The sequence below is a fragment of the Adhaeribacter pallidiroseus genome, from assembly GCF_003340495.1.
GTDB classification, from domain to species: Bacteria; Bacteroidota; Bacteroidia; order Cytophagales; family Hymenobacteraceae; genus Adhaeribacter; species Adhaeribacter pallidiroseus.
The window spans coordinates 3,980,802-4,005,842 of the sequence record NZ_QASA01000001.1 but is presented as its reverse complement, the minus strand read 5'-3'; the positions used below and the strand labels follow the sequence as shown (position 1 = coordinate 4,005,842).

Here is a 25,041-nt window from a genome sequence, read left to right as displayed (position 1 = left end):
TCATTAAGTACCTTGTTAGATATCTTTAATATTTTATTTAAATAATAACTTTTATAGACGATTGAGTATTCTTTGCTAGAACATTAATTTGGATTGTGATTATTAGAAGAAGATCGTAGTTCTTTTTAATGTTCATTCAAAGATTTTGTTAATAAACAAATAGTAAAATTTATATATTTATTTTGATCTTAGTTTTATTAGTTGTTAATTTATCTTTATATTTATATATTATTATGTTTAAACTGAAAAGAAGTTATCTAATTAAGACAGGCAATAATAGCATAAACTATATTAGTGCTTCTTTAGCCATTATCATTATCTGTTCGATTATACTCACGGGGTGTAATCGTAGTAAAATTCCTTGCCCGAAGATTGGTAATAAGCGAGGCTTAGCTATTTTTAAAAAAAAAGCGGATCCTACTATTCCTAATCAAGAGGGGTTTGGCCAAAGCAAACCAGTGGGCTACGATAAAAATGGATTAATGAAAAAGAAGAGCTATAAAAACTTAAAGCAAAAACCAAAGCGTACAAAATTAGTATAAAACTAGTACGCTGCTAAGTAAATAAAGTAATTATGAATACCATTTCGCTTCCGTCGTTCTATTTAAAAATAGTTTTTGTTTTTATAGTAGTTATTATAAGCCTGAATTTACAAGCTTCTGCTCAAATTGCTTATGTAGGTAATAGCCAATTAAAAGCTGAAAATAAACGTAATAAGCGAGAAGCAGCACGTATAGAAACCGATTATAAAGAAACACATTTAAATACCAATTATTTTACGTATAAAAAAGGAAAAGCCAGCCGGAAAAGGGTAGAAGTGGAAGAAGGTTGGGAAGATTATATGTATAATAACCCAGAACATCTCGCTTATACAGAAGCCTTTAAACTTAAACTTATGCGTAAGGGAAACCGGAAAAAGAAATAAAAGATGTTTTAGTAACAGAAAGGAGTTTACATGATTCAATGGAATGCACTTACCTCTGCGGAACAATTAGAAAATATAAAGGCAGAATCGAAACAACAACCAGTTATAATTTTCAAACATAGTACCTCTTGTTCCATAAGCGCTACGGCTAAAAGCCGTTTAGAGCGACAATGGGATACTATAGGCCTAGATAACGTGAAACCGTACTATTTAGACCTTTTATCTTATAGATCTGTATCAAATCAGATTGCTACCCTTTTTGAGGTTCGGCACGAGTCGCCGCAATTGCTTTTAATCCGCGATGGCGAGTGTACCTCCGATTGGTCACATCTAGGAATTAGGCTAGATGAAGTAAAAAAAGCATTGGCTTAGTATGTTGGTGCTTTCTTTTCAAGAAAATAAACTACAACAAAGTAAGTGAAAAGCTTAGGTAATTTACTAAACAATAAAACCAAATTTAGATGTATTAGCTGTTTAACATTTCATTCTAATATACTTCAGCACGCAATAAAATAGCTTAAAACTCGTTTATTGATAAAATATTGCAGATCATAATTAATTATATTAAATACAAAAATTAACGCATAGTGGACTTTAGCGAAAGTTAGTATTTATTCCATTTGCTTGTTATTTATTTAAATCTTGCTAATTAACTATTTTAATTATCAAATATACAGCACCTAGACTGCTAGTTAAGCTATTATTAAACACTGCGCTTTATTATTTATTAAGGTTTTACTTGCTATTTTCTATAATATTTGTGCGAGTAGTTTATCTTAAGAATTAGTTGTGAAAGTATTATTTTAACCCATAAACTTATTTTTGGGGTACTCGTAAATTTATTTAATTTTAACCAATTTAAATGGTTATCAAAGTGTTAAAGAATATACTTTTATTTGCTATTTTAAGCTTGGCTACGTTGCCAATTTACGCCCAGCAAGACGACCAACTACCTCAAAAAGAATTTACCTACGGCCTTAATTTTAACACTAATGGCGGCCTTATTGGTGGAGGCGTAATTAAATCATCGAGTTATCTGCAGAACAGCTGGTTTAAATTCTGGGCTCTGGAAGTAGTAGAAGTTAAGCATCCAAAAGAGAACCGTCGTTATTCATCCAGTACTGGTAATTCTTTTATTTACGGGAAAGCTAATTATTTATTTGTACTTCGTCCGGAGGTTGGTCGCGAATATGTATTTTTCCGGAAGGCTCCGGAATCTGGTGTTCAGGTAAATGGCTTTTTTGCTGCCGGCCCTTCTATTGGTTTATTAGCACCTTATTATATTGTTTACGATTACACCGATTATTCCCGTGGGCCCAATGCCGTAGCCGATTACCGCGTAGAAGCTTATAATCCAGAAATTCATACTGATTTTGAAAACAGAATCCGGGGTAGTGCGGCATTTTTCACCGGGTTAGGTGAGAGTAAGTTCCGGCCTGGTTTGCACGTACGTGGTGGGGTTAATTTTGAATATGGCCGTTACCGGGAGGACGTTACCGGAGTGGAGGTCGGCTTTGTACTCGAAACTTTTTCTAAGAAAATGGTTATTATACCTCAAGCAGATAATTCTCAGTTTTTCCCTTCGTTTTATTTAACACTATATTACGGTCGGCGTAAGTAATAGAGATCTGTCTTTTTGTTGTAGTTTAAACTTCCTAAAAACCCATAACTGATTACCGCTACAACATCTTCCTTCTTTTATTGTTATAATATCTTAATAACAGTATAGTTGCACAAAGCTTATTAATCCAAAATTTAAAATTTATTAGGTCTTCTCTTTATATTAACTTGTTAAGAGATATAGATTGACGAAGCCTTCCTTGAATTTTAGTGCGGTTAAATTTTTAGAAATTTATTGCATCCGAATATTTGCCTATCTTTGTATTATGGAAGAAATTGTTATGCTTCCGGTTATTCAACCGGTAGAAGCACCAACCAAAGCACGAAAGCCAGATTGGTTACGGGTAAAATTACCGGTTGGGAAAGAATATGCCAAGGTCAGAAATCTGGTAGATCAATATAAATTACATACTATCTGCGAAAGCGGTAATTGCCCTAATATGGGCGAATGTTGGGGTGCTGGAACGGCTACCTTTATGATTTTAGGAAACGTGTGTACGCGCAGTTGTTCGTTTTGTGCCGTAGCAACCGGTCGCCCTAACGAATATGATCAGGATGAACCGCGGCGGGTAGCAGAAGCAATTAAGTTAATGGGAGTAAAGCATGCTGTTATTACCTCAGTTAACCGCGATGAATTAAAAGATCGGGGCGCCAGCATTTGGCACGAAACCGTAGTGCAAGTAAAACAATTATCGCCCGAAACAACTATTGAAACCCTTATTCCGGATGTAAAAGCAAACTGGGATGCTTTACTTACCATGATCTCAGCTGGTCAGGAAGTAGTTTCGCATAATATGGAAACAGTAAAAGAATTATACCGTATGGTACGTCCACAAGCTAAATATGAGCGTAGTTTAGAACAAATTAAACACATTAAAGAATATGGTAAGCGCACCAAATCGGGTATCATGCTGGGAGTAGGAGAAACCAAAGATCAGGTTTACCAAGCCATAGATGATTTAGTGGCCAATGGTTTAGATATTTTAACTTTAGGGCAATACTTACAACCTACCAAGCGGCATTTAGAAGTAGCAGAGTTTATTCATCCTGATTTATTTGCGCATTATCGCGAAGAAGGTCTTAACCGAGGCCTTAAATACGTTGAATCTGGCCCATTGGTACGATCGTCTTACCACGCAGAGCGGCACGTATTTATTTAAAAAAGATATAATTACAAAAGCAAAAAGCCCCATCAGATAACTGATGGGGCTTTTTGCTTTTAAGGGAATTACGGCATTCAGAATTATTATAAGAAAAAAATATAAAAATTTTATTATTGCAATGTAATTATATATAAAAGTGGAATCATATTTGTAAATGTATATAGTAATTTTATGTATAACTAAGTAAGTTCGTACAGCATAAATAGTTACAGGTTGCTTTATATGTTTTAATCATCGTATGAAAAGAATATTACCCATTTTTACCTTCTTGTTTCTTGCAGCATTTCAGCTATTTGCGCAACAAGAGAAAGCTCCTGATTTAAAGGCAGCTCAAAATTTCGCTGTACTTGGGCCTGCTGGTATCACTAGTACGGAGGAGACAGTAATTTACGCTGATGTTGCGGTTACCACCGGAGCCTTAACTGGTTTTAATCCTGAAACCGATCAAGGAAGAGTTCTTCGTAATTCCGAAGTAAATAATGCAACTGCTGAAGCGGTTCAGCAAAGTGTGCAAGAAGCTTATGATTTTATATCTAATCAATCACCAACAAGTACGCATGCTCCAATATTAGGCAACGGTTTTACACCAGATAATGATCCTGCTGTTACGAACGGTATGCTACTAACCCCAGGGGTATACAGCTTTAGTGATCCTAATGTTCTCTTATCTGGTCTTCTGCGGCTGAATGGTTTAAATCGGCCTGATGCTGTTTTTATTTTTAAAATAGAAGGCAATTTTACTTTTGAACCTGGTTCTGTTATAAACCTGGAAAGTGGCACTCAAGCTAAAAACGTGTTTTTTCAAATTGGAGGTGTATTAGTACCGGCTACTTCAGGAGGTATACCGGGAGCTAATTCAGCATTACGAGGTAATTACTTAGTTAACAATAATGATTCTCCTACCGGAGAAGCTATTCGCTTGAGCGAAGGCGCCAGCGTAGAAGGACGACTATTAGCAGTAAACGGAAGCGTAACTCTGCAGGATAATAATATATCTTTAGCTAACGTAGTTGAAGCTGATTTAAGTATTACCAAAACTTCAACCCGGAAGAAAGTGCCCATTGGGGAAGAAGTAAGTTTCGCGATAACAGTAATAAACTATGGCCCACAAGAAGCTACTAACGTGGAAGTAATTGAGGATTTCCCTTGGGCTTATATGGATGTAGTTAGTTATGATGTGGCTTATCAGAATACGAATACACCTGGTTCAGCTGATATTATTTTGGATCGGGAGAGTAAAGTTTTCCGGATTAAACTGGGAAATTTAAAATTAAAAGAAAAAGTAGTTATTACGGTAGTAGCCAAAGCGCTGGTGGCTAAATCAGAAGTGATGAATCAGGTATCTGTTTTATCCGAGGTAAAAGATTCTAACCCGACGCAAGATAATGCGCAAGTAACGGTTGAGATACCAGCAACCTCCGCCAATCTTTATGTTACTAAAACGGTTGATAAAACCGTAGCAAATGTTGGCGATGAGTTAGAGTATAAAGTTAGAGTAGAAAATTTAGGACCTAATAAGGCAACTAATGTTACACTAACTGATATATTCCCAGCTGATTATTTAACTGTAATTGGCGAGCCGATTGTGACTCCCGGAACTCTCTACAGCCAAAATTTATCTGTTGATCCAATTTCACTTAGTAGTTCTAATTTATTAACTATTGGTACTCTGGAAGTAGGTCCTGACAAAGCAGTTGAGTTAGTTGTTAATGCGCGTATTGTTAAAAGTGGCAAAATAATTAACCGGGCTGAAATATCAAATAATGCCGTAACTGATCCTACCAGCTTAAACAATCGGGCTACCGTTACAACAATCGCAGGAGACGTACCACGGGCAGATTTACAAATTACTAAAACAGCAAGTAGCTCTACAGTAGCTATAGGTTCAGAAATAACTTATACTCTTACTGTTCGCAATAATGGGCCAAAAGAAGCTTCTGGAGTAATTATACTGGATGAATTATCAAACGATTTAAAAAATGATCTAAAATATGTTCGTTCCTCCCCAGAAGCGGTGTTTGATAATATTGCCGGAGTTTATACTTGGAATGTAGGTAGTTTAGCCGTAGGAGCCGAAGCTTCCGTCACCTTAACGGCTATTCCTACAGTAGTTGGTCAAGTATCAAACATAGCTAAAGTTACCGGTAACCAAGTAGATTTGAAACCGAACAATGATGTATCCCAAGTTGTAATTTGTGTAACTCCTCCGGTGCCAGTATTAGTTGCGAGTAAGATGCAAGTATGCGTGGGTGATATTGTAACCTATTCCGTAGAAAATTTTAATGGCGTAACTGGCTTTCTTTACAATCTACCAAAAGGATTTATTAAACTAACTGGTTCCGGTAGTACCATAGTGGTTAGAGTAGATGAGACGGCTCAGGAAAACTCAGAAATATCAATAATCCCCATTAATATAAATACGGCGTGTGCTAACGGGGAACCACTGGTTGTACATGTAAAAGTAAATCAAGCTCCTGTATTACCTGCAACTATTAACGGGCCACTTGCTGCTTGTGCCGGTTCAGAACAAACCTTTAACGTAAATCCGGTTGCTGGAGCCGAAACTTATACCTGGACGGTGCCAAGTAACTGGCAAATTCGTTCTGGTCAAAATACAGCAAGTATAACCGTAATCATAGGTACTGACCCAGGTACAATATCTGTATCAATAGCTAATTCTTGTGGTGTTGGTGGTAGCGTAACAACCGGAAATATTGTACCAGTTGCTATTCCAGCAGTTCCAGTTATTACCGACAAAAGTGGTCCTTGCTCTGGCTTAGTTTACTCTATTAATGAAATACCAGGAGTAAGCACTTATACTTGGTCCGTGCCAGAGGGTTTTACAATCCTGTCTGGACAAGGTACAACCTCTATTAAGGTTACTGCTGACCGCTTAGATCGGAAAGGAACCATTGGGGTCATAGCTAACAATGCTAATGGTTGTAATGGTGTGGCTGCTATGTTGGAGGCAAATGCTAAAGCAGCAGATGCAAACCTAATCTTCCCAACAGCCTTCACTCCAAACGGTGACGATAAAAATGAAACCTGGGTAATAGATAATCTGCTTAAGTTCCCGGAAAATGAAGTTCAGGTTATTAATCGTTGGGGCAATGAAGTATACCGAGCCAAAAATTACCAAAATGATTGGCGGGCAAATGGTCTAGGCGAAGCTACTTACTTTTATGTACTGCGGGTAAAATTATGCGATAGTACTACTAAAGTTTACCGGGGCTATATCACCGTAGTAAGATAATCTGCATCTAAAGTTGAAAAATATAGATATGAAATTACGTTTATTTATTCTTGCCATGCTAGTATCCTGTGGTGCACTTGCCCAGCAAAAGCCACAATATACCCAGTATATATTTAACGGGTTGGTTATAAATCCTGCTTATGCAGGTAGTAAAGATGTCATCCACCTAAATGCGTTTTACCGAACCCAGTGGACAGGTCTGGATGGGGCTCCTACTACCGAATCTTTCAGCATAGATGGGGTAACAAAGTCTAATCGGATAGGAATAGGAGCTCAAGCGGTAAATGACCAAATCGGTGCGCAGCGACGCACTTCCGCTACCCTTAATGGAGCAGTAAAACTAAATGTTTCCGAAACGGGTGTGCTCAGTTTAGGTGTAGCTGCTGGAGCTTCCCAGTTTCGAGTAGACCGGAACAAACTTAGTACCATTGATCCTAATGATCCTACCATTATCAATGCAGAAACAAACGTTATTACTCCCGATTTAAGAATTGGATTATACTTTCATTCGGATCGGTTTTATTTAGGTATGTCGGCCACTGACTTAATTGGAACAAACCGTGAAATTACATTTAATACAGAACGAAACTACTTTCTTACAGCTGGCTATGTTTTTGACTTAGGAGAACATCTAAAGTTTAAGCCTTCTGTCTTGATGAAAGAAAACTTTCAAGGGCCAACCAATATCGATCTGAATGCTTTTCTACTAGTTGACAATCGAATTTGGTTGGGTGGCTCTTACCGGACCGCTGCCAATATTTTTCAGAATAATTTTGAGGCAACAAGTTTAACCACCAAAGATGCAGTTTCAGTCATAGGAGAAATATTTTTATCGCCTAAACTCCGGTTAGGTTACTCTTACGATTTTACGTTGACACAATTGAACAACTACAATACGCATGAATTTTCATTAGGAGTGCTACTCTTTAAGAAAGCAGAAACTAAAATGTTGACACCACAATATTTTTAAAAATCGGCCACGAAAATACCATGAAATACACTTATACAAAGTTATACTTTTTACTGCTAGTAGTTGCATTAGGCAGCTTACCTATACGGTTGCAGGCCCAATCGGCAATTCGAAAAGCGGAACAATACTTCAACAGCTATAAATATGCTTTAGCTATAGAAGAATATAAAAAGGCAATTGAAAAAAAGCCCCCAACTCTTGCTATTATGCAGCGTTTAGCGGATGCAAATCGTCTTAGTAACCATTCTGTAGCAGCAGAATCCTGGTATGCAGAGGCTTTAAAGTTCCCGGAAGTTGATCCCATAAATATCTTGTATTATGCACAAATGCTGCATACTAATGGTAAGTACGAGGAAGCAAAAGTACAATATCTACAATATGGTGAAAAACAACCTTCTGAAGCTGCATATGCTCTTAAACTAGCAGAATCTTGCGACTTAGCTACGCGATGGCTAAAGCGTTCTCCTTTGTTCGAGGTTAAACCAGCTACTGAACTTAATTCTTTATATTCTGATTTCAGCCCTGTCTCTTATAAAGATGGTATTATCTTTACTTCGGATCGTAGCGTAAATGTTTCGGGTACTAAAGCGAAAGAGAAAATATTTGGTTGGACGGGTCGCCCGTATTTAAAATTGTATTCCAGCGCAAAAAATGGATCTGCTTGGTCTAAACCAACCCTTCTTACTTCTAATGTAAATGCAAGTTATCATAATGGTCCGGCAACTTTAGATTCATCGCATACAACCACTTATTTTACGCGTACCAACTTAGTAAAATTAAAAAATACTAAAGCTAACCCTGATCCAACCAGCTGGGTAGAAAATCCATTTGCTTCAGGTTTTATCAATCGCCTGGAGATTTATACTTCTGAAAAACAAGGTGACAAATGGTCGGAAGCCAGACCTTTTGCTTACAACAAAATAGAAGAGTATTCAGTAGGTCATCCGGTTTTATCACCGGATGGTAACTTACTTTATTTTATTTCGGACATGCCAGGTGGGTTTGGTCAGACTGATATTTATTATTGCGAACGAATGGGTAATGACACTTGGAGCAAACCGGTAAATGCAGGCAATGCGGTAAATACTAACGGACGGGAAATGTTCCCTGCTTTTGATCAAAAAGGGACCCTTTATTTTTCGTCAGATGGTCATGCTGGTTTTGGCGGACTTGATTTATTCTCCGCTACAGGCGAACGTTCTACTTGGACAGCGGTAACCAATTTAATGGCACCTATTAACTCTTCACGGAATGATTATGGTATGTTGGTAGAAAGTTCAGGGCAAACCGGGCTATTTTCTTCCGATCGATTTAGTGAAGAAGCAACTGCTGATATTTATAGCTTTTCTATGATTCAGCAGCCAGCGGTACTAGCCGTAACAACCTTAGAACGATTAGCCGGACAAGTGGGTGAAAAAAGCTTAGTTTCTTTAAGCGATGTTCGCTTGCGGTTAACTCAGCCTAATTCACGGGATTCTTTAATAGTAACTTCAGATAAAAACGGACATTATTATTTAAAAATTTTTAAAGGTAGTAATTATTTATTGTTAGGATCTAAAGCTAAATTTTTAACGCAACCAGCAAGCGTGCAAATACCACTAAATGCCCCGGATACGGTAAATGTTACTTTATTATTTGATCGGATTCAAACTAATACTCCTATTTCTTTAGCAAACATTTATTTTGATTTAAATAAATGGGAAATCCGGGCAGATGCCGCATTGGAGTTAGATAAACTAGCTTCTACTTTATTGGCAAATCCACGAGTTAAAATTGAAATGGGTTCTCATTGTGATAGCCGGGAAGGAGAAGGTTATAATCAGTTGCTCTCTGAACTGCGAGCCGAGGCTACTGTTAACTACCTGGTGTCTCAAGGTGTATCCCGGGAACGGTTAACAGCCCGCGGATACGGTGAATCTCAACCCGTAAACAGGTGCGTAGATGGTGTATCTTGTTCTGAAGAGGAACATCAACAAAACCGCCGGACTACTTTCAAAATTCAAAAGGATTTGGCTTCTAGGTAATTTGGATGTACTTGTATAATAAAAAAGGCTTCTCTTAGACAAGAGAAGCCTTTTTTATTATACGTTTTAAGCTACTGAGAACTAATAAACTGTATAAAATTTAGAAAATGATTTAAGCCCTAAGTTCCTTCATTATGTGGTTGGAAGCTGGTTCTAAGCTATATTTACGACAGTCTATAAAGTTACGATAAGTTTATTAAGAACATTCAATGTGATTTTCTAAGTTATAATTAACTGTAAGAAGAGAACAACTTTCCTCAAACGCACGTCTATACTAGTTTATTAAGCTCTACTAAATGAAATTTTTTTTTCTATTATTTTTAATTTTTAATGCTTCAATAGCTTTTTCGCAACAAACATTTTCGGGTAAAGTGGTGGGAGCTGCTAACCAGCAGCCATTAGCAGGAGCAAGCGTAAGTGTATTGGGTACCAACAATGGAACAATTACGAACGATAAAGGCGCGTTTACTTTAACTGTCCCTTCTGCAGATGATACTATTGTAATTTCAATGGTAGGATATTACTCTAGAAAATTGCATGCCGAGGTACTATATAAAGACAAAGTTGTTTATTTACAAATTGCGGAAAAAGCTTTACAGGAGGTGGTAATTACGGGTTACGCAACAAATCGGCCTCTACAACAAACAGCTGCATCCGTTGGTTTACTAACCACTCGGGAACTGGAACGATTTAGTACCACGTCGTTGGTGCCTGCACTAAATACTTTACCTGGGGTGCGTATGGAAGAACGGGCTACTGCAAGCTATCGTTTATCTATCAGAGGTAGTAGCTTAAGAGCTCCTTTTGGGGTTCGGAACGTTAAAATGTATTTGAATGATGTGCCTTTAGTAGAAGCAAATGGTACATTACCTTTGAATTTAATTGATGCGGGTACTATCGGGCGCATAGAAGTTTTAAAAGGACCAGCCGGAAGTGTTTATGGTGCCGGTACCGGAGGTACGGTGCGTTTAGAAACTATCCGGCCAAATGCTGGAGAAAGCATCTTAGAATCTAGCTATATGGCCGGTTCATACGGCTTGCGTCGGTTCACAGCAACTGCCGCTACTGGTTCTGATAAGTCCGCTTTTCTGGTACGTTACGCCAAACAAAAACTCGATGGTTATCGTCAGCAAAGTGCTATGGACCGGGATGCTGTTCTGCTGTCCGGTCAACTATTTCCATCTGATAAACAAAAGTTTACTTTTCATACCTACTTCACCGATTTATATTACCAACTACCCGGTGCTCTTACCCGGGAGCAATACGATGCAGATCCTCAGGCGGCCCGAAAGCTAAATGTTGATCAAAAAACATCTCTAAAATTGCAAGGTATTAATATTGGTTTAGGGCATCAATATCAATTTAATGAACACTGGCAGAATAATACATCCATATTTGGGGTGTTTTCGTTTTTAGACAATCCCTTTACTACGGATTATGAACGTAATGCCAATCAAGCATTTGGCGGACGTACCCAGACTACATATTCTATTTCCATTGCGGCCCAACCATCCCGGTTTACTATAGGTGGCGAGTATCAACACAGTTTTGTAAATTCCCGACATTATGAAAACAGAGTAGGAGAGCCGGGCAAGATGAATTTTGATGATGAAGTAACTATGGATCAAGGTTTTGTTTTTGCTCAAACCGAAGCCAATTTGCCAGGTAATTTTATCTTTACATTAGGGGGAAGCTTGAACTTTATGCGTTACGATCTTGCCCGGATATCGGATGCCGATACTACTAGTAACTACCGGAATGAGAAACCAATTGATCCACAGTTTTCACCGCGAGTAGCTTTACTCAAAGTAATTAATCCTCACCTTTCGGCTCATGGTAGCATCAGTACTGGGTTTTCACCTCCGACTGACGCAGAAATACGTCCATCTGACGGAAGCTTCAATGTTCGATTACAACCGGAACGAGGTTTAAATTATGAAGTGGGCGTACGAGGAAGCACCTTGCACCAAAAATTAAGCTTTGACTTGGTTGGGTTTTGGTTTAAGCTAAATGAAACTATTGTAAGCCGAACCAATCCGGACGGAATCGTAATATTTGATAATGCGGGTGCCACCCGACAACAGGGGATAGAGGCCGCGCTTGCATATACTTTTATTCAGAATATAAACAGACCAGTTAAGCTTTTTAAAGTATGGAGCACTTACGCTTATAGTCATTTTAGATTCCAGAACTATAAACAAAATGATGCTGATTACTCAGGTAACAAACTCACCGGTACTCCGCCTCACGTTTGGTTAATGGGTTTAGACTTTGAAAGTCAAATTGGATTTTATGCAAATGTTACAACTAATTATACCAGTAAACTTCCGCTTAATGACGCAAATACAGTATATGCAGATTCATTCTTCTTGCTTGGTGCCCGGACCGGTATCAAACGACAATTAGGTGTTAAATGGCAAGTGGAATTATATGGTGGAATTGATAACGCTTTAGATAAAAAGTATAGCTTAGGCAATGACTTGAATGCATTCGGCGGCCGTTATTTTCAAGCGGCACCAAACCGTAATTATTATGCAGGTGTTCAATTGAGATATTTAATTAAACATTAGACTGTTTATTCCTAACTTTAGAGATTTCTGGGGCTTAAAAAAGGCTAAAATTTAAAGAAAATAATTTCCAACCTGCAATTACTATTAACATATTTAATCTTCAGGAATAGTTACCAGCTAAATGAAAGGCGAAGAAACTGAGAAGAACTATCAGTTTCTTCGCCTTTCATTTTTAATATTTGGAGCTGGTTTACTCTACTGGTTTCCCAACTACAACTTCATGAAAATTTTCGAAAATGTAATATTGATTTGCTAGCGAAAGTAGTTGTTCGGGTGTAACTGATTTTACTTCGGCAATATAATCCGAGTAAAAGGTTACGGGCAACTGATGCACAATTAAATTTTTATACTTTTCGGATTGATCAAAGATTGTACTCAAATCATTTGCTAATTTACCTAAAGTATAATTTTGAACTGTTTCTAATTCTGATGAATCAACTAACTCGTTCTTTAATAAAGCAATCTCTTTGTAAATCTCGTCTAAAGTTTGCTGTGCATTTAAATAATTTACGTCTGTAGCAATCAACAGAATGGCATGTTGCTCTTTTACCGAAATAGTAGAATAAATGCCATAAGTAAAGCCTTTATCTTCCCGTATGTTTTTCATTAGACGGGAACCAAAATAGCCACCTAATATTTTATTTAATAAAGCCAGTTTATGATAATCCGGGTGATTCAAATTTGGCCAGGAACTGCCCACCCGAATAGAAGATTGTAAACTATCTTCTTTTATTAAAAAATCTTTTTTTAAAATTCCGGACGGCTTGTACGTGATGGGTAGTCCTGTCTCACCTGTTAGGTTGGATTTGCCAAATAGTTGTTCTATCTGGGCAATATGCGCTGCATTAAAATCACCACAAATAAATATTTCGGCTTCAGCAAGGTTATAATGTTTCTGGTAAAAATCTTTTACTTCGGCTAAAGTAGTTTGATTTAAAATAACTTCGTCCATGCCGGTAGTATACGGATGATGAGGGCCGTAAATATTTCGGGTAAACAGTTGATTGGCTAAATAGGAGTTCTTCTTTTTCTCAACACTGATATTTTGAACCGTTCGAATCTTTAATAAATCAAATTCCTTCTCCGGAAAAGTAGGTAAATGCAGAATTTCAGCAAATAATTCTGTAAGTGAATTAAAATGCTTTGTAAGAGTATATAGAGTAATGGATGTTCGATCAAAACCTTGGTTGCTCTCCAAAGATGCTCCATAAAAAGCAATTTGATCAGCAATTTGTTTGGCTGTGAAGTTTTGGGTACCCTCCAGTAACATTTTGGCAGTTAAGTAGGAGAGACCATTATAAGGCTCGTGCCATTTACCTGCTTTCACAACGATTTCAAATTTAAGAATAGGTTGTGTGGCATTATATAGGCAATGTAACCGACTTCCGTTAGAGAAAGTAGTTACTTCACTAGCAGGTAGTTGTACGGAAGATATTTCTTCAAGGGCAGGAGCTACAGATCGGTTAAGCATGTATCGTTTATTCAGTTGGAACAGTTGTTTCTTCTTCGGCACCTAAGTTTAAGTGTAAAGTGAAACGAATAGTACTAGATAATGGGCTAGTTCTATCTCGGTTTGGAACAAGATAAGCGGCATCTAAGCCAAACTTCTGCGTACGAACGCCTAAACCAAGACTTAAATAATGGCGATCTCCTTTATCCGGGCTTTCGTAAAAATAACCTAACCGGGCCGCAAATAGTTGATTGTACCAGTATTCTAAACCAGTATTTAATACAACTTCCTGCATTTCTTCACTAAATCCTCCGGGAGCATCACCAAAAGAACTGAAAATAGCGCTAGGCACACTCTGGTTAAAATTAGCTCCTTGCGATGGTACCAATAATTTGTTGGCATCTACAGCTAAGGTAAGGGTATTAAACGGATCCAACTCCATCGTAAACGCTGTACCCAATTTTAAATTAGTAGGTAAAAAATCTTTCCGGTCAGCGTTGGTATAGGCGATTTTGGCCCCAATGTTTGATATATTACCGCCTAATGATAGATTATAATTGCGGGCACCTAAGGTAAGATCTTTGGTATAGTAAATCCCAATATCAGCAGCAGCAGAATTACCTGGTCTGGAATCGTTAATACCTGCCGAAAGATTCGAGTGAATAAAGCGAGCCCCAACACCTAAACTTAAATTTTCGCTTAATTGCTGGCCATATCCTAAGCTTACTGTATACTCTTTCGGATTAAATTGCTGTACTGGATTGCCTTGCTCGTCAGTAAATTGAATATCGCCTAAGTCGAAATAAAGTAAAGATGCAGAGAAGGCAGCACGTTCATTGACTTTCTTAACTGCGGATACATAAGAAATAGACATATCGTTGATGATATTACGTAGCCACGGCGAGTAAGAAGCACCTGCACTAAAATCGGTGGTGATAAAACCTAACTTGGCCGGGTTATAAAAGGCAGCATTTACATCCGGAGAAATGGCAACTCCCGCATCACCCATACCCGCAGAACGGGCATCAGGCGCAATAGTTAAAACCGGGACCGCCGTAGTAACTACGTTAGAACCTGTGAAACTTGTTTGAGCCTGAGATAAATTTGCAATAAAAAGAGACACCACCGGAAAGGCGGCTAATAGAGTTTTGAAGAATTTATTCATAATGGGTTTAGCGGTTTCTAACGTTTTACTATCTGGATTTTTTTAAATTTTTAGTTTAATAAAACCAACTTTTTAGTTTTTGATGCTTCTGAACCATCACGTTTGGAACGAACAGTAAGGACATAAAGATATAACCCGGGTGTTAAAGGTTGATTATTTTCGTTCTGACCATTCCAGGATATGGCGTTTAATCGTGGTTTACTGGCAAAACTGGTGCCAGTTAATGTTTTTACGAGGCTACCAGTTATATTATATATATTTATTTTAATATTAATGTCTTCGCCTTGCCTATTATGACTAAATTGGAAGGTAGTATGATCCTGCATGGGATTTGGGTAAGTGAGTACTTGGTCTAATACAAGTTTTTCTGAGCTAGCTACCAAGAGTTCTATTTTACTTTCTGTTGAATTATTATAAGTATCCCAAGCTTTAACCGCTATCAAGTGTTTTCCAACTGATAGATTTTGAAGGGGATAACGAACCAAACCAGCTTGGTAATTATCTGCTTTGGCGGTAAAATAGTTATTTAAAATAATAGGTTGATTTTTATCGTTATCTAACACCGCGGTAATTTCGTGCCCAATACCCACACCTGTTGTATTAATGCCATTCTCGTCGGCAATATGCGCTAATAAAGTGGGAGTAGAACTGGTTAATCCGCCGGAAACAAAGGATTCATCATCCATAAATAAGCGAACAGTAGGAGGTTTGTTATCGGGTAAGCCATTGGGGTTAGCGCCCCCCACAACAATATTGTTGTATACACCCTGGGCATCACCAGTTGAGGAAAAAGCATAAAAACTAATTTTTCCTTGACCTAAGTTATACGCGATATCTTTAGGTACCATAAAAGTAACGGAAAATAAACCTTCTTTAACTGAGGCTACCCCATCATAGATAATATTTTCCCGGATTTGTACCGCACGTACATTACTAACTCCGTTTGCGCTTTCGTCGCCGAGGGTATTTATCTGGGTTTCTTTTTCGTAAACGGTGGTTTGTACCTGGCCGTTAAAAGAAGTAATTACCGTTTGGTTAACATCTTTTACACTGCCGGATAAAGTAATTTTACTCAAGGCTTTTAAGGTATCAGTTCCGGTGTTAACCTCCCGATTATTCATTTTATTTAAACTAACTTGCAGCGCAGGGTAGGCCAGACGCATAGTTGGATCACCCATTAAGGCAAAATTCCGATTATTTACCTGCGAAAGGCTGGTGTTTTTGGTTTGCTGTAATACATTACCCAAGCGGGGCATTTGACCATTAACCGGGGTAAAGGCAAATTCGAAAAAGTTTTTATTTAACACGCGGTTGCCGCCGGCGTATACGGGGCGAGTAGTAGAAATTAAACCAATAGCCCCGCCATTTGCATTAAATAATGCTTGCTCGGCTCCTGATGCACGAGCCGGATCGTCGTAACGGCCAAACTCGCAAGTAGCAGTTACTAAAAAGGCTAATTTATCTTTATTCTTCCAGTTAGCCATTTGCGGAATAGTTACTATTTTTTCTTGCGCCAAGCTAGTTTCGCTACCGTGACCGGTATAGTTTATCAGCAGGGCGCCTTGTTCCAGGGTTTGGTCAATACTTTTGCTCGCTTGCGGCGATATTTGTCCGCTAGCATTGTTTTCCTGTTTATACATATCCAGGTAAACTTTACGAAGATTGTAGGCCGGATGATTTACTTTCATGTAATCGGCTAAAAACTCCGCATCGCGCAGGTGTTCAGTGCCATCTCCATCATCAGCGGCCAGCACTAAGCGGTTACGCCAATTACCAAAGGCTTTTGGATGGTCGTAGTTTATTAATTTAGTAACCATTATTTCTGCTTCCTGCAAAGTACGTACGGGTAAACGGCCAATTCCAATATCCATTAAATCCGGATTAGTAAAATTAGTTTCGTCCCAGAAGCCTTCGTTGTCGTCTAAAAAACCATAATAATCTTCTGAAGAATAACTTTCCAGGGGGTCCAGTGATTCGCGCGATTGATAAACCGGAACATAGTTGGTATTATTAAGAGTGCGGTTTTGCGAATTATTATTGTTTGCAGATTTATAATCATAAGATGCATCGCCCAATAAAAGCAGGTACAAAGGTCGCTCCGGAGTTTTACGATCGTACAACATTTTCATAAAATCGCGGATAGCGGTAATATCTTGAGCTCCTGACGAAAATTCATTGTATACCTGATTGGTAGTTACCACCTGTACCTGCAGGTTATCATGGGTTTGCCGGTGAGCCGCTAGTCTTTCGGCTTGCAGGAAAAAGTTGGGGTGCGTTAAAATAATTAAATCAGTTTTACCCTCTTTATTTAAGGCATGCAAGTTTTGATTTGCTATTTTACCCGCCACAGTGGGTATTGAGAAATTTTGCCCAGTAAAAGCAATAAACTCTTTTAGCGAATCGGTGTTGGTAGTAAAAGTGGCCTCGCTACTTATAATTTTCAAATTTAATGCTTCCGGTTGTTGTGGATGCGTAATATCCCAAACCACAGCATGGGCTGGCATATTGCTTACGGTAAATGTAGAAATTGCTCCCGGATGAATATTTTGAAAAGACCGGAAGAGTGTCTGGTTTCCGGTAAGCTTTAATGATCTTTCCGCAATAATTTCTAGATAATCCAGGTAACCCAAGGCCGCGGCGTTACCGGTAGTATTGTAAGTTAAATTTATTTTAAGCTCGTTGGTTAGTGGTAAAGTGTTGCTGTTTTTCTCGAAGGTACCCAACTGAAACACACCAACGGGATGATAATCAAAGTTTCCTCGCCCAGCTAAGTTAATGGAACCAAGAGCAATATCATTTAACTTCACATTGAAGGCGCTATTCGTAGGCGAATCGCCTACTACGGCTGCTTGGACCTGCACCACTGATCCAGGTACAAGATCCGGGATGGTAAAGGCAAAATCCCGGCTTAAAGTAAAAGCGCTAAATTCTTCACCCACCCATTGCCGACCAGAAAGCAGTTTATTTTTTAAATCTACTTCATGAAACACTCTTTCGGTATAGGAATCAATCGTAACTGTTGCGCCAGTTACGGGCTTTTGCTTTTGTATTCTTAAACCAGCCGATTGGTTGACTTGCAAAAAATAGTAAGTTGTATCGGAGTAGATGTTATACTCGTGCCGGAAAGTTTGTTTGCTGGTATCTAAAGTCCAGGTATGTGGCCCCTGCGCGTAAAACAACACGTAATCAGTTTCGTCGAATTTACCATCTGCTTCGCCAGCTACGTAAATAGCATTTTCCACTAAATCATCGGGGCGGGGCGAGGCATTGCGCTGGGGCAACATGCCCCCACCATTACCAAATAATCGGATAAATTTCGGATTAAGACTGGTAACCGCTATTCCCATATTTTGCAGGGCAGTTTTATCTAGTTTGTACAAGCCGCTGGCCGAAACCCCAATTTTGTACCATTTACCACTGCGTAACACCGAGCCATCGGCATACCGGCGAAGCCCCGGACCGGGCTTAACTGCCGTTTGACTATAAGCCGAAAGGGATAAAAATAAAATTAAAAAGCTGAGAGCGCTTTTAAGCATAATATCCCAAAATATAAAAGATAACCTTATACGAAGTTGTTTTACAAGATTATCTATTTGCAGTTCCGTTGTTGCTTTATGAACTGTAAAAAAGTAAATTTATTGTTGGCTGGCGGTGAGTTCGTACGAATACGATTCCATAATCAGGTTGGCTAACAGTTTTTTACAGGCATTTTCAACTTTTTCCTGAGCCGCCGCTTCATTCTCTGCTTCCAGGGCCAGGGTTATGTGCTTACCAATACGAACATCGGCAACCTGCTCTAAGCCTAAATGTTCCAGCCCTAACATTACGGCTTTGCCTTGCGGATCTAATAATTCTGCGTGCGGCATAATGTCAATTTCGGCGGTAAATTTCATGAGTAAGATGGTTTTAGTAAGGATAAAAGAATATACAAAACGATTACAAGCGGAATAGCCGCGAATTTAAGAAGAAACAATAAGGGTATGGTAATTAATATAAAAATAAACCGGATCGAGTTATCTTTCCAGGTTAAATTTTTAAATTTTAAAGCAAACAAGGGTATTTCGGCCACTAATAACAAACTCATTCCGATGGTTAACACCAGTAGTACCACCGGATTCAAAATCAGGTCATGGAGCTGAAAAAGGTCATTTTCCAGGATAAGTGGTAAGGAGCTGATTAAAAGCGTATTGGCTGGCGTGGGTACGCCAATAAACGACGAAGTTTGCCGCGAATCAATATTAAATTTTGCTAAACGTAACGCCGAAAAAATAATCATGATAAAAGCCAGAAATGGAAAAAGCTCCATGGTTACTAAGGAAGCCCAATCGGAGGTTTGTATAGCTTTTTGCATGAGTTTAAACATAATTACTCCGGGCAATACCCCAAAAGAAACCATATCCGCTAGGGAGTCGAGTTGCTTGCCAATTTCGGAGTAAGCGTGCAGGAGCCGGGCCAGCATGCCATCTAAAAAATCAAAAATAGCGGCCAGATAAACCAACCAGGCCGCAAATACCAAACTATCCTGAAAAGCGGCGAAAATAGCCACGCAGCCGGTAAAAAGATTTAAGCAGGTAATGGTATTCGGAATAACTTTTTTCATGAATTTTTAAATTTCCTGTCCGATTACCGTAAAAAAGGGTTATGTTTTTTCTCTTCGCCAATAGTAGTATTGGGGCCATGACCCGGGTAAACAATAGTAGCATCGGGTAAAGGAAACAACTTTGTTTTTATGCTTTTAAGCAGCGTTTCGTAATTGCCGCCGGGTAAGTCGGTGCGGCCGATACTGCGTTGAAACAGAACATCGCCGCCGATTAATTGCCCCGATGGTTCGTGATAAAAAACCACATGGCCGGGTGCATGGCCCGGCGTAAATAAAACCTGTAACTCGGTATTACCAAAACGTACCGATTCGTTTTCTGTTAAATAATGCGTTGGTAATTGTTCTTCGTAATTTGTAATTCCATAACGGGGGGCAAAAACAACTTGGGCCCGTAAAGTAGGTAAATCGGCTTCGTGGATGGCAAAATCTACTTGGTAGGTATCCACCACATATTTATTGCCCAACACATGGTCGATGTGGCAATGGGTGTTAATTAACCGGGTTACTTGCAGACCCTGCGTTTTTATAAAATCCGAGAGAAGGAGCTGCTCGCTTTTGTCGTAACAGCCGGGATCTACGATCAGGCACGCCTTTGTTTCGTCGTGCAAAACATAGGTGTTTTCGGCAAAAGCATTAAAAGTAAAACGGGTTACAATCATTTATTTAAAATTATTTCGTATTTTAATAAATACTTAGGGTAAGATTACCGAAACAAGTTAAGGGGCGTTATGACAGGTTTTTTTTAAATTTTGTTGAAGCAAGGATTCGGGTAAGTTGTTTACTTTCTTGTTTTTAATTGTTGATGCCACAGAAATAAGGCGGTAAGTTACTAAATTCAGGAATACTTGTAGTACCTTACTCCAGATGAATTACGATTTTATCTTGGTCGGGCATGGTTTAGCCGGCGGAATTTTAACGCGTACCTTGAGCCAGCAAGGTTATACACTGGCGGTTTTTGATACTTTTAAAGCAAACTCCGCTTCGCGGGTAGCAGCGGGTTTGATTAATCCGTTAGCGGGTAAACGTTTTGCCAAGTCTTGGCTCGCCGATAAGTTCGTACCTTTTGCCATTGCGTTTTATCAGCAGATTGAAAAGGAATTTAATGTAAAGATCTGGCAGCCGTTGCCTATTTTTAAATTATTTTCTTCGGTAGAAGAGCAAAATACCTGGATGGGTAAAAGTAGCAATCCGGCCATACAAGAATTTATTAAACAAGTTCATCTGAATCTGCCGTTATCCGAAAATATCAATCAGGAATTTGGAGCTATTGAGTTGGCGCAGAGTGGCTACCTGGATGTTCCGGTATTGTTGGATATATTATTAGCCGCCTTAAAGCCGCCTCATATTTTAATTAACGAAGATTTTGAGCTGGCCCGATTGCAGATAAACCCGGATTTTATTTCATATAAACAAGATAATAATACTATTACGGCCCGAAAAATCGTTTTTTGTGAAGGATACCAGGCTATTAACAATCCGTACTTTAACTGGTTGCCTTTTTCACCGAACAAAGGAGAAGTTTTAGATATTAAAATTGAGAAATTTCCAACGGAATGTATCTATAACAAAGCTGTTTACGTTCTTCCTTTTGGTACTAATGGGTTTAAAGTGGGGGCAACCTACAACTGGCGCGAAGTAAACGAGCAGCCTAGCGCCGAAGCCATGACCGAGTTGCAAGAGCGAACGGAACAGATTATTAAAAAGCCCTTTGTAATAACCAAACAATCCGTAGGCATCCGGCCGGCGGTCCGGGATCGGAGGCCTTTAATAGGTTGGCATCCGACTCACCCGCAAATAGGTATTTTTAATGGCATGGGTTCAAAAGGAGTAATGATGGCTCCTTATCTGGCAAGCAATTTTGTGGCTAGCTTAAACGGAGCCCAACTGGAGCCGGAGGCAGATATCAGCCGGTATTTAAAATTTTTTAAGCGTATTTGATTCCTTAATATGAGTAGCACTTTTAAACACGCCTTTTCTTTTTGTTGGCAAAAAAGATTTCTGCTGGCGCTAAGTATCTTTTTTTTAAATTTAACAGCCTTTGCCCAGAACCAGATAGTGGGGCAGGAGGCTTTCGGAAAAAACCGCATTCAATACAAGAGCTTCGATTGGCAGTTTTACAGTACCCAAAACTTTAATGTATACTTTTATACCGGTGGCAAACAAGCCGCTATTAACACTGCCGAATACGCCGAAAAAGAACTAAAGCGCATTACCAGCATCATCGGCTACTATCCGTATTCCAAAACTACCCTTATTCTGTATAATTCCATTGCCGATATGCGCCAAAGCAACATTGGCCTGAACGATGACCGTTACCAAACCGGCGGCGAAACCATGTTTTTAAAAAATAAGGTAGAGCTGGCTTTTGACGGTACCCAAACCCGGTTTAAGAAAAATATTAGCTATAATATTACCATGCTGCTCCTCAACGATATGATGTATGGCGGCAGTTTAAAAGAAGTATTGCAAAGCAGTTATTTGTTAAAACTACCCGATTGGTTTATCACCGGGGCCGCTACATACATTACCGAAGGCTGGAACGTAGACATGGATAATTACATGCGCGATATGGTGCTTAAAACTAAAAGTAAAAAGCCCGAAGCCTTGTTCGTCCGGAACCAACAATTAGCTGGTCAGGCGGTGTGGAATTACATTACCGAGCGCTACGGGTATACCTCTATCCAAAATATTTTAAATTTAACCCGCATTACCCGCGACGTAGAGATTGGAATTTCCAGCAGTTTAAATATTCCGTACCGCCGCTTTGTACGGGATTGGAATAGCTACTATTTGCAAATGAACTCCTTGCCAAGTTCTCGTTTAACCACTTTAGACGCTAACCGGCAATTATTCCGGAAAAACCGCAAAGACAATGTTTACAGTGAACCGGTATTTACGCCGAATGGTACCAAACTGGCTTACGTAGAAAACGACCGCGGCCAGTACGAAATTAAACTTTACGACATTGCCAAGCGACGTATATCCAATATTAAAAAAGGCGGCTACAAAACGCCCGATCAGCAGATAGATACCAAAATGCCTTTATTGGCCTGGAAATCGAATACCCAATTAGGCATTGCTGAAATAAAAAGGGGAGTAGTAACTTTATCCAGTTATTACCTCGACCGGCGTAATTTTTCTATTTCCAAGACTATAAAATCGATTTTGGGTAAGCCTGATGGGGCATTAAACCAGTTTACGCAGATTTTGGACATGGATTACTCCGAAGATGGAAAAATGCTGGTTATGAGTGCCGTGCGGGATGGAAAGAGTGATATTTATTTATACCGGGGCCGCAAAGCCGAACAAATAACTAATGATATTTACGACGACCGGAATGTAGTTTTTATGAAAGGAAATGCCGGATTAGTATTTTCCTCTAACCGTTTTCTGGATTCAACCGGTGCGGTTGTGCCGCAGTTTGACAAAGTGGTTAATAATTTTGATATCTACTACTACGATTTAAATAAACAAGGTTTTGCGTTTAAGCAGCTTACCCGCTCTATTTCTAACGAAGCTAACCCCCGCCCGCTGGATGAACAAAGCTTTCTGTATCTGGGCGAAGAAACCGGCGTACGTTCCCTGTATCGTTATAACCTGGCATCTGGGCAAAATGAACGGGTATCGGCGTATTTACAAAACATCAGAAGTTACGACTATAACCAAAATAACAGTTTGCTGACGCTGGTAGCCGCTGACCGTGATCACGACTTTGTGTATCTTTTTCCAAACTTTAGTTTTCAGCCTAATCCAGATTTTAAAACGGTTCGGCAGCAAACCCTGGAACAACGCTCTATACGCCCGGTAGTAACTACACCTAAAGAAACACCACAAGTTACTACTGCTCCAACAAACACAACTGCTCCCCTGGATTCTACGCAAACAAATACTACCGGGGATAAGGGTATTGCCAAAGATAAAGCCGTAGATACTCGTAATTACGAATTTGAAACTGATCAGCAAAAGCCGGCCCGGCCCAGAAGTGTTACAGGGGCCCGTTCTGGCCAAACAGCACCTGTTCCATCCACCGAGGCAGTGCAATTAGCCGGACCGGTAAAATACGATTTGCGATTCAGCATTAACAAGCTAATTACCTCCATTTACCAGGATCCGTTAATGAACTTTGGTATTGTGGCCGAAGTAGGAATGTCGGATATGTTCGAAGATCACCGAATTCGGGGAGGCGTGTTTTTAGTAACCGATTTACGGTCGAGTAACTTCTATACCGAATACAGTAACCTGAAACACCGGTACGATTTGCGGGTGTCGTATCAGAAACAAAGTATTTTTAATGATTATCCGACTAAGCAACTACGGTATAGCCGGCACGAGTTTACGCCGGCTATTATTTACCCGCTCACGCATAGTTTAAGTGTTCGGTTATTACCAAAATTTGTGCATACTAAATACACCGTTACGGATATATTCACCGACCCAGACAGTATTATGAATTTTGCCGGTGGTGGTGCTGAAGTAGTTTTTGACAACTCCGTAACCATGGGTGTAAACATGTACGAAGGAACCCGGATGAAAGCTGGTATTTTGGCTTTGAAAGGTTTAGATCAAAAAAACGAAAGTTTTAATAAATTTTATTTGGATTTCCGGCATTACCAGAAAGTACACCGCCAGATTATTTTTGCTAACCGGCTTACCTACGGGCATTATTTTGGACCATCGCCGAACCGGTTTTTACTGGGTGGCATGGATAACTGGTTGTTTAAATCTTACGACGATGATGGTCCTAATATTTATAAAGGTACGCCACCCCGCCCAGCAGAATTATTTTTCCTACAATTTGCTACCAACATGCGCGGGTTTAAATATAATGCCCGCAATGGTACCTCCGCTTTGTTATTAAATTCTGAATTACGGATTCCTATTGTTCAATACTTGTTAAAAGATACGCCCATTGGTTCCGGATTTTTCCGTAATCTGCAATTTACCGGCTTTACCGATATAGGTTCTGCGTATACCGGAGTAAGTCCGTTTAACCGGAAAAATTCCTACAATACGCAGGTATTAGGCGGTAAACAAGGAGAGTTTAACAATAATCCTTTCCAAGCAACTGTAGTTAATTACCGGAATCCGTTTTTATTTGGTTATGGTGTTGGTGCCCGTACTACCCTGTTGGGAGTATATGGCAAAGCAGATATGGCTTGGGGTCAAGAAAACTTTAAGAGTACCGGGCCAATTATATACCTAACATTAGGTTACGATTTTTAAATTTTATATCGTGTTACCTATAAACCAGAAGCTCCTTGTTATTTAACACAAGGAGCTTCTGGTTTTTTAATTACTACC

17 protein-coding genes are annotated in these 25,041 nt (G+C 39.2%); 11 read left to right on the top strand and 6 right to left on the bottom strand.

Annotated elements, in window-relative coordinates; genetic code table 11:
• Positions 1-233: 233 nt before the first annotated feature.
• The 9 genes from AHMF7616_RS15995 (at position 234) to AHMF7616_RS15955 (ending at position 12,525) form a co-directional block, all read left to right on the top strand.
• On the top strand, positions 234-542 hold the full coding sequence (locus tag AHMF7616_RS15995; protein WP_147275705.1) for a hypothetical protein: 309 nt from the start codon (positions 234-236) through the stop codon (positions 540-542).
• A gap of 32 nt (positions 543-574) precedes the next feature.
• Positions 575-925 carry a hypothetical protein gene (locus AHMF7616_RS15990; RefSeq protein WP_115373801.1) on the top strand — a complete coding sequence of 117 codons (351 nt, stop codon included), beginning with the start codon at positions 575-577 and terminating at the stop codon, positions 923-925.
• Between the two features lie 33 nt (positions 926-958).
• The gene (ytxJ, locus tag AHMF7616_RS15985; RefSeq protein ID WP_115375647.1) at positions 959-1,297 is read left to right on the top strand and encodes a bacillithiol system redox-active protein YtxJ; all 339 of its coding nucleotides are present in this window, start codon (positions 959-961) and stop codon (positions 1,295-1,297) included.
• 490 nt (positions 1,298-1,787) lie between these two features.
• The gene (locus tag AHMF7616_RS15980; RefSeq protein ID WP_233507602.1) at positions 1,788-2,546 is read left to right on the top strand and encodes a hypothetical protein; all 759 of its coding nucleotides are present in this window, start codon (positions 1,788-1,790) and stop codon (positions 2,544-2,546) included.
• A gap of 274 nt (positions 2,547-2,820) precedes the next feature.
• The gene (lipA, locus tag AHMF7616_RS15975) at positions 2,821-3,705 is read left to right on the top strand and encodes a lipoyl synthase (protein WP_115375645.1); all 885 of its coding nucleotides are present in this window, start codon (positions 2,821-2,823) and stop codon (positions 3,703-3,705) included.
• A gap of 241 nt (positions 3,706-3,946) precedes the next feature.
• On the top strand, positions 3,947-6,961 hold the full coding sequence (locus AHMF7616_RS15970) for an ice-binding family protein (protein ID WP_115373800.1): 3,015 nt from the start codon (positions 3,947-3,949) through the stop codon (positions 6,959-6,961).
• Between the two features lie 13 nt (positions 6,962-6,974).
• Positions 6,975-7,931 carry a PorP/SprF family type IX secretion system membrane protein gene (locus AHMF7616_RS15965; RefSeq protein ID WP_147275704.1) on the top strand — a complete coding sequence of 319 codons (957 nt, stop codon included), beginning with the start codon at positions 6,975-6,977 and terminating at the stop codon, positions 7,929-7,931.
• A gap of 20 nt (positions 7,932-7,951) precedes the next feature.
• Positions 7,952-9,955, top strand: a complete 2,004-nt coding sequence (locus AHMF7616_RS15960) for an OmpA family protein (protein WP_115373798.1) — start codon at positions 7,952-7,954, stop codon at positions 9,953-9,955.
• 296 nt (positions 9,956-10,251) lie between these two features.
• Complete coding sequence (locus AHMF7616_RS15955; RefSeq protein ID WP_115373797.1) at positions 10,252-12,525, top strand: TonB-dependent receptor; 2,274 nt, start codon at positions 10,252-10,254, stop codon at positions 12,523-12,525.
• 190 nt (positions 12,526-12,715) lie between these two features.
• On the opposite strand, the gene AHMF7616_RS15950 is transcribed toward AHMF7616_RS15955, so the two are convergent.
• From AHMF7616_RS15950 to AHMF7616_RS15925, 6 genes are all read right to left on the bottom strand, one after another.
• Entirely contained in the window at positions 12,716-14,038 is a 1,323-nt protein-coding gene (locus tag AHMF7616_RS15950; protein ID WP_147275703.1) for a M16 family metallopeptidase, read from the bottom strand.
• Complete coding sequence (gene porV, locus AHMF7616_RS15945; RefSeq protein WP_115373795.1) at positions 14,004-15,140, bottom strand: type IX secretion system outer membrane channel protein PorV; 1,137 nt, start codon at positions 15,138-15,140, stop codon at positions 14,004-14,006. The genes AHMF7616_RS15950 and porV overlap by 35 nt, the downstream gene beginning before the upstream one ends.
• Positions 15,141-15,190: 50 nt before the next feature.
• Positions 15,191-18,676: a type IX secretion system sortase PorU gene (gene porU / locus AHMF7616_RS15940; RefSeq protein WP_115373794.1), complete on the bottom strand. Its 3,486-nt coding sequence runs from the start codon at positions 18,674-18,676 to the stop codon at positions 15,191-15,193.
• A 99-nt stretch (positions 18,677-18,775) separates the two neighbouring features.
• A complete protein-coding gene (gene purS, locus AHMF7616_RS15935; protein WP_115373793.1) occupies positions 18,776-19,033 on the bottom strand; it encodes a phosphoribosylformylglycinamidine synthase subunit PurS in 258 nt (85 codons plus the stop codon).
• Positions 19,030-19,740 (bottom strand): CDP-diacylglycerol--serine O-phosphatidyltransferase, encoded by a 711-nt coding sequence (pssA, locus tag AHMF7616_RS15930; protein ID WP_115373792.1) that lies wholly within the window; start codon positions 19,738-19,740, stop codon positions 19,030-19,032. The genes purS and pssA overlap by 4 nt, the downstream gene beginning before the upstream one ends.
• 23 nt (positions 19,741-19,763) lie before the next feature.
• Complete coding sequence (locus AHMF7616_RS15925) at positions 19,764-20,399, bottom strand: MBL fold metallo-hydrolase (RefSeq protein WP_115373791.1); 636 nt, start codon at positions 20,397-20,399, stop codon at positions 19,764-19,766.
• A gap of 205 nt (positions 20,400-20,604) precedes the next feature.
• Between AHMF7616_RS15925 and AHMF7616_RS15920 the strand changes: the two genes are divergently transcribed.
• A complete protein-coding gene (locus AHMF7616_RS15920) occupies positions 20,605-21,678 on the top strand; it encodes an NAD(P)/FAD-dependent oxidoreductase (protein ID WP_115373790.1) in 1,074 nt (357 codons plus the stop codon).
• 9 nt (positions 21,679-21,687) lie between these two features.
• Entirely contained in the window at positions 21,688-24,963 is a 3,276-nt protein-coding gene (locus AHMF7616_RS15915; protein WP_115373789.1) for a TolB-like translocation protein, read from the top strand.
• The last annotated feature ends 78 nt before the right edge of the window (positions 24,964-25,041 follow it).

Coding starts and splice junctions, on each gene's coding strand:
- AHMF7616_RS15970 (WP_115373800.1), top strand. CDS start 3,947: ATGAAAAGAATATTACCCATTTTTACCTTCTTGTTTCTTGCAGCATTT.
- AHMF7616_RS15920 (WP_115373790.1), top strand. CDS start 20,605: ATGAATTACGATTTTATCTTGGTCGGGCATGGTTTAGCCGGCGGAATT.
- AHMF7616_RS15955 (WP_115373797.1), top strand. CDS start 10,252: ATGAAATTTTTTTTTCTATTATTTTTAATTTTTAATGCTTCAATAGCT.
- AHMF7616_RS15915 (WP_115373789.1), top strand. CDS start 21,688: ATGAGTAGCACTTTTAAACACGCCTTTTCTTTTTGTTGGCAAAAAAGA.
- AHMF7616_RS15990 (WP_115373801.1), top strand. CDS start 575: ATGAATACCATTTCGCTTCCGTCGTTCTATTTAAAAATAGTTTTTGTT.
- purS (WP_115373793.1), bottom strand. CDS start 19,033: ATGAAATTTACCGCCGAAATTGACATTATGCCGCACGCAGAATTATTA.
- AHMF7616_RS15960 (WP_115373798.1), top strand. CDS start 7,952: ATGAAATACACTTATACAAAGTTATACTTTTTACTGCTAGTAGTTGCA.
- AHMF7616_RS15925 (WP_115373791.1), bottom strand. CDS start 20,399: ATGATTGTAACCCGTTTTACTTTTAATGCTTTTGCCGAAAACACCTAT.
- porU (WP_115373794.1), bottom strand. CDS start 18,676: ATGCTTAAAAGCGCTCTCAGCTTTTTAATTTTATTTTTATCCCTTTCG.
- porV (WP_115373795.1), bottom strand. CDS start 15,140: ATGAATAAATTCTTCAAAACTCTATTAGCCGCCTTTCCGGTGGTGTCT.
- AHMF7616_RS15995 (WP_147275705.1), top strand. CDS start 234: ATGTTTAAACTGAAAAGAAGTTATCTAATTAAGACAGGCAATAATAGC.
- AHMF7616_RS15980 (WP_233507602.1), top strand. CDS start 1,788: ATGGTTATCAAAGTGTTAAAGAATATACTTTTATTTGCTATTTTAAGC.
- pssA (WP_115373792.1), bottom strand. CDS start 19,740: ATGAAAAAAGTTATTCCGAATACCATTACCTGCTTAAATCTTTTTACC.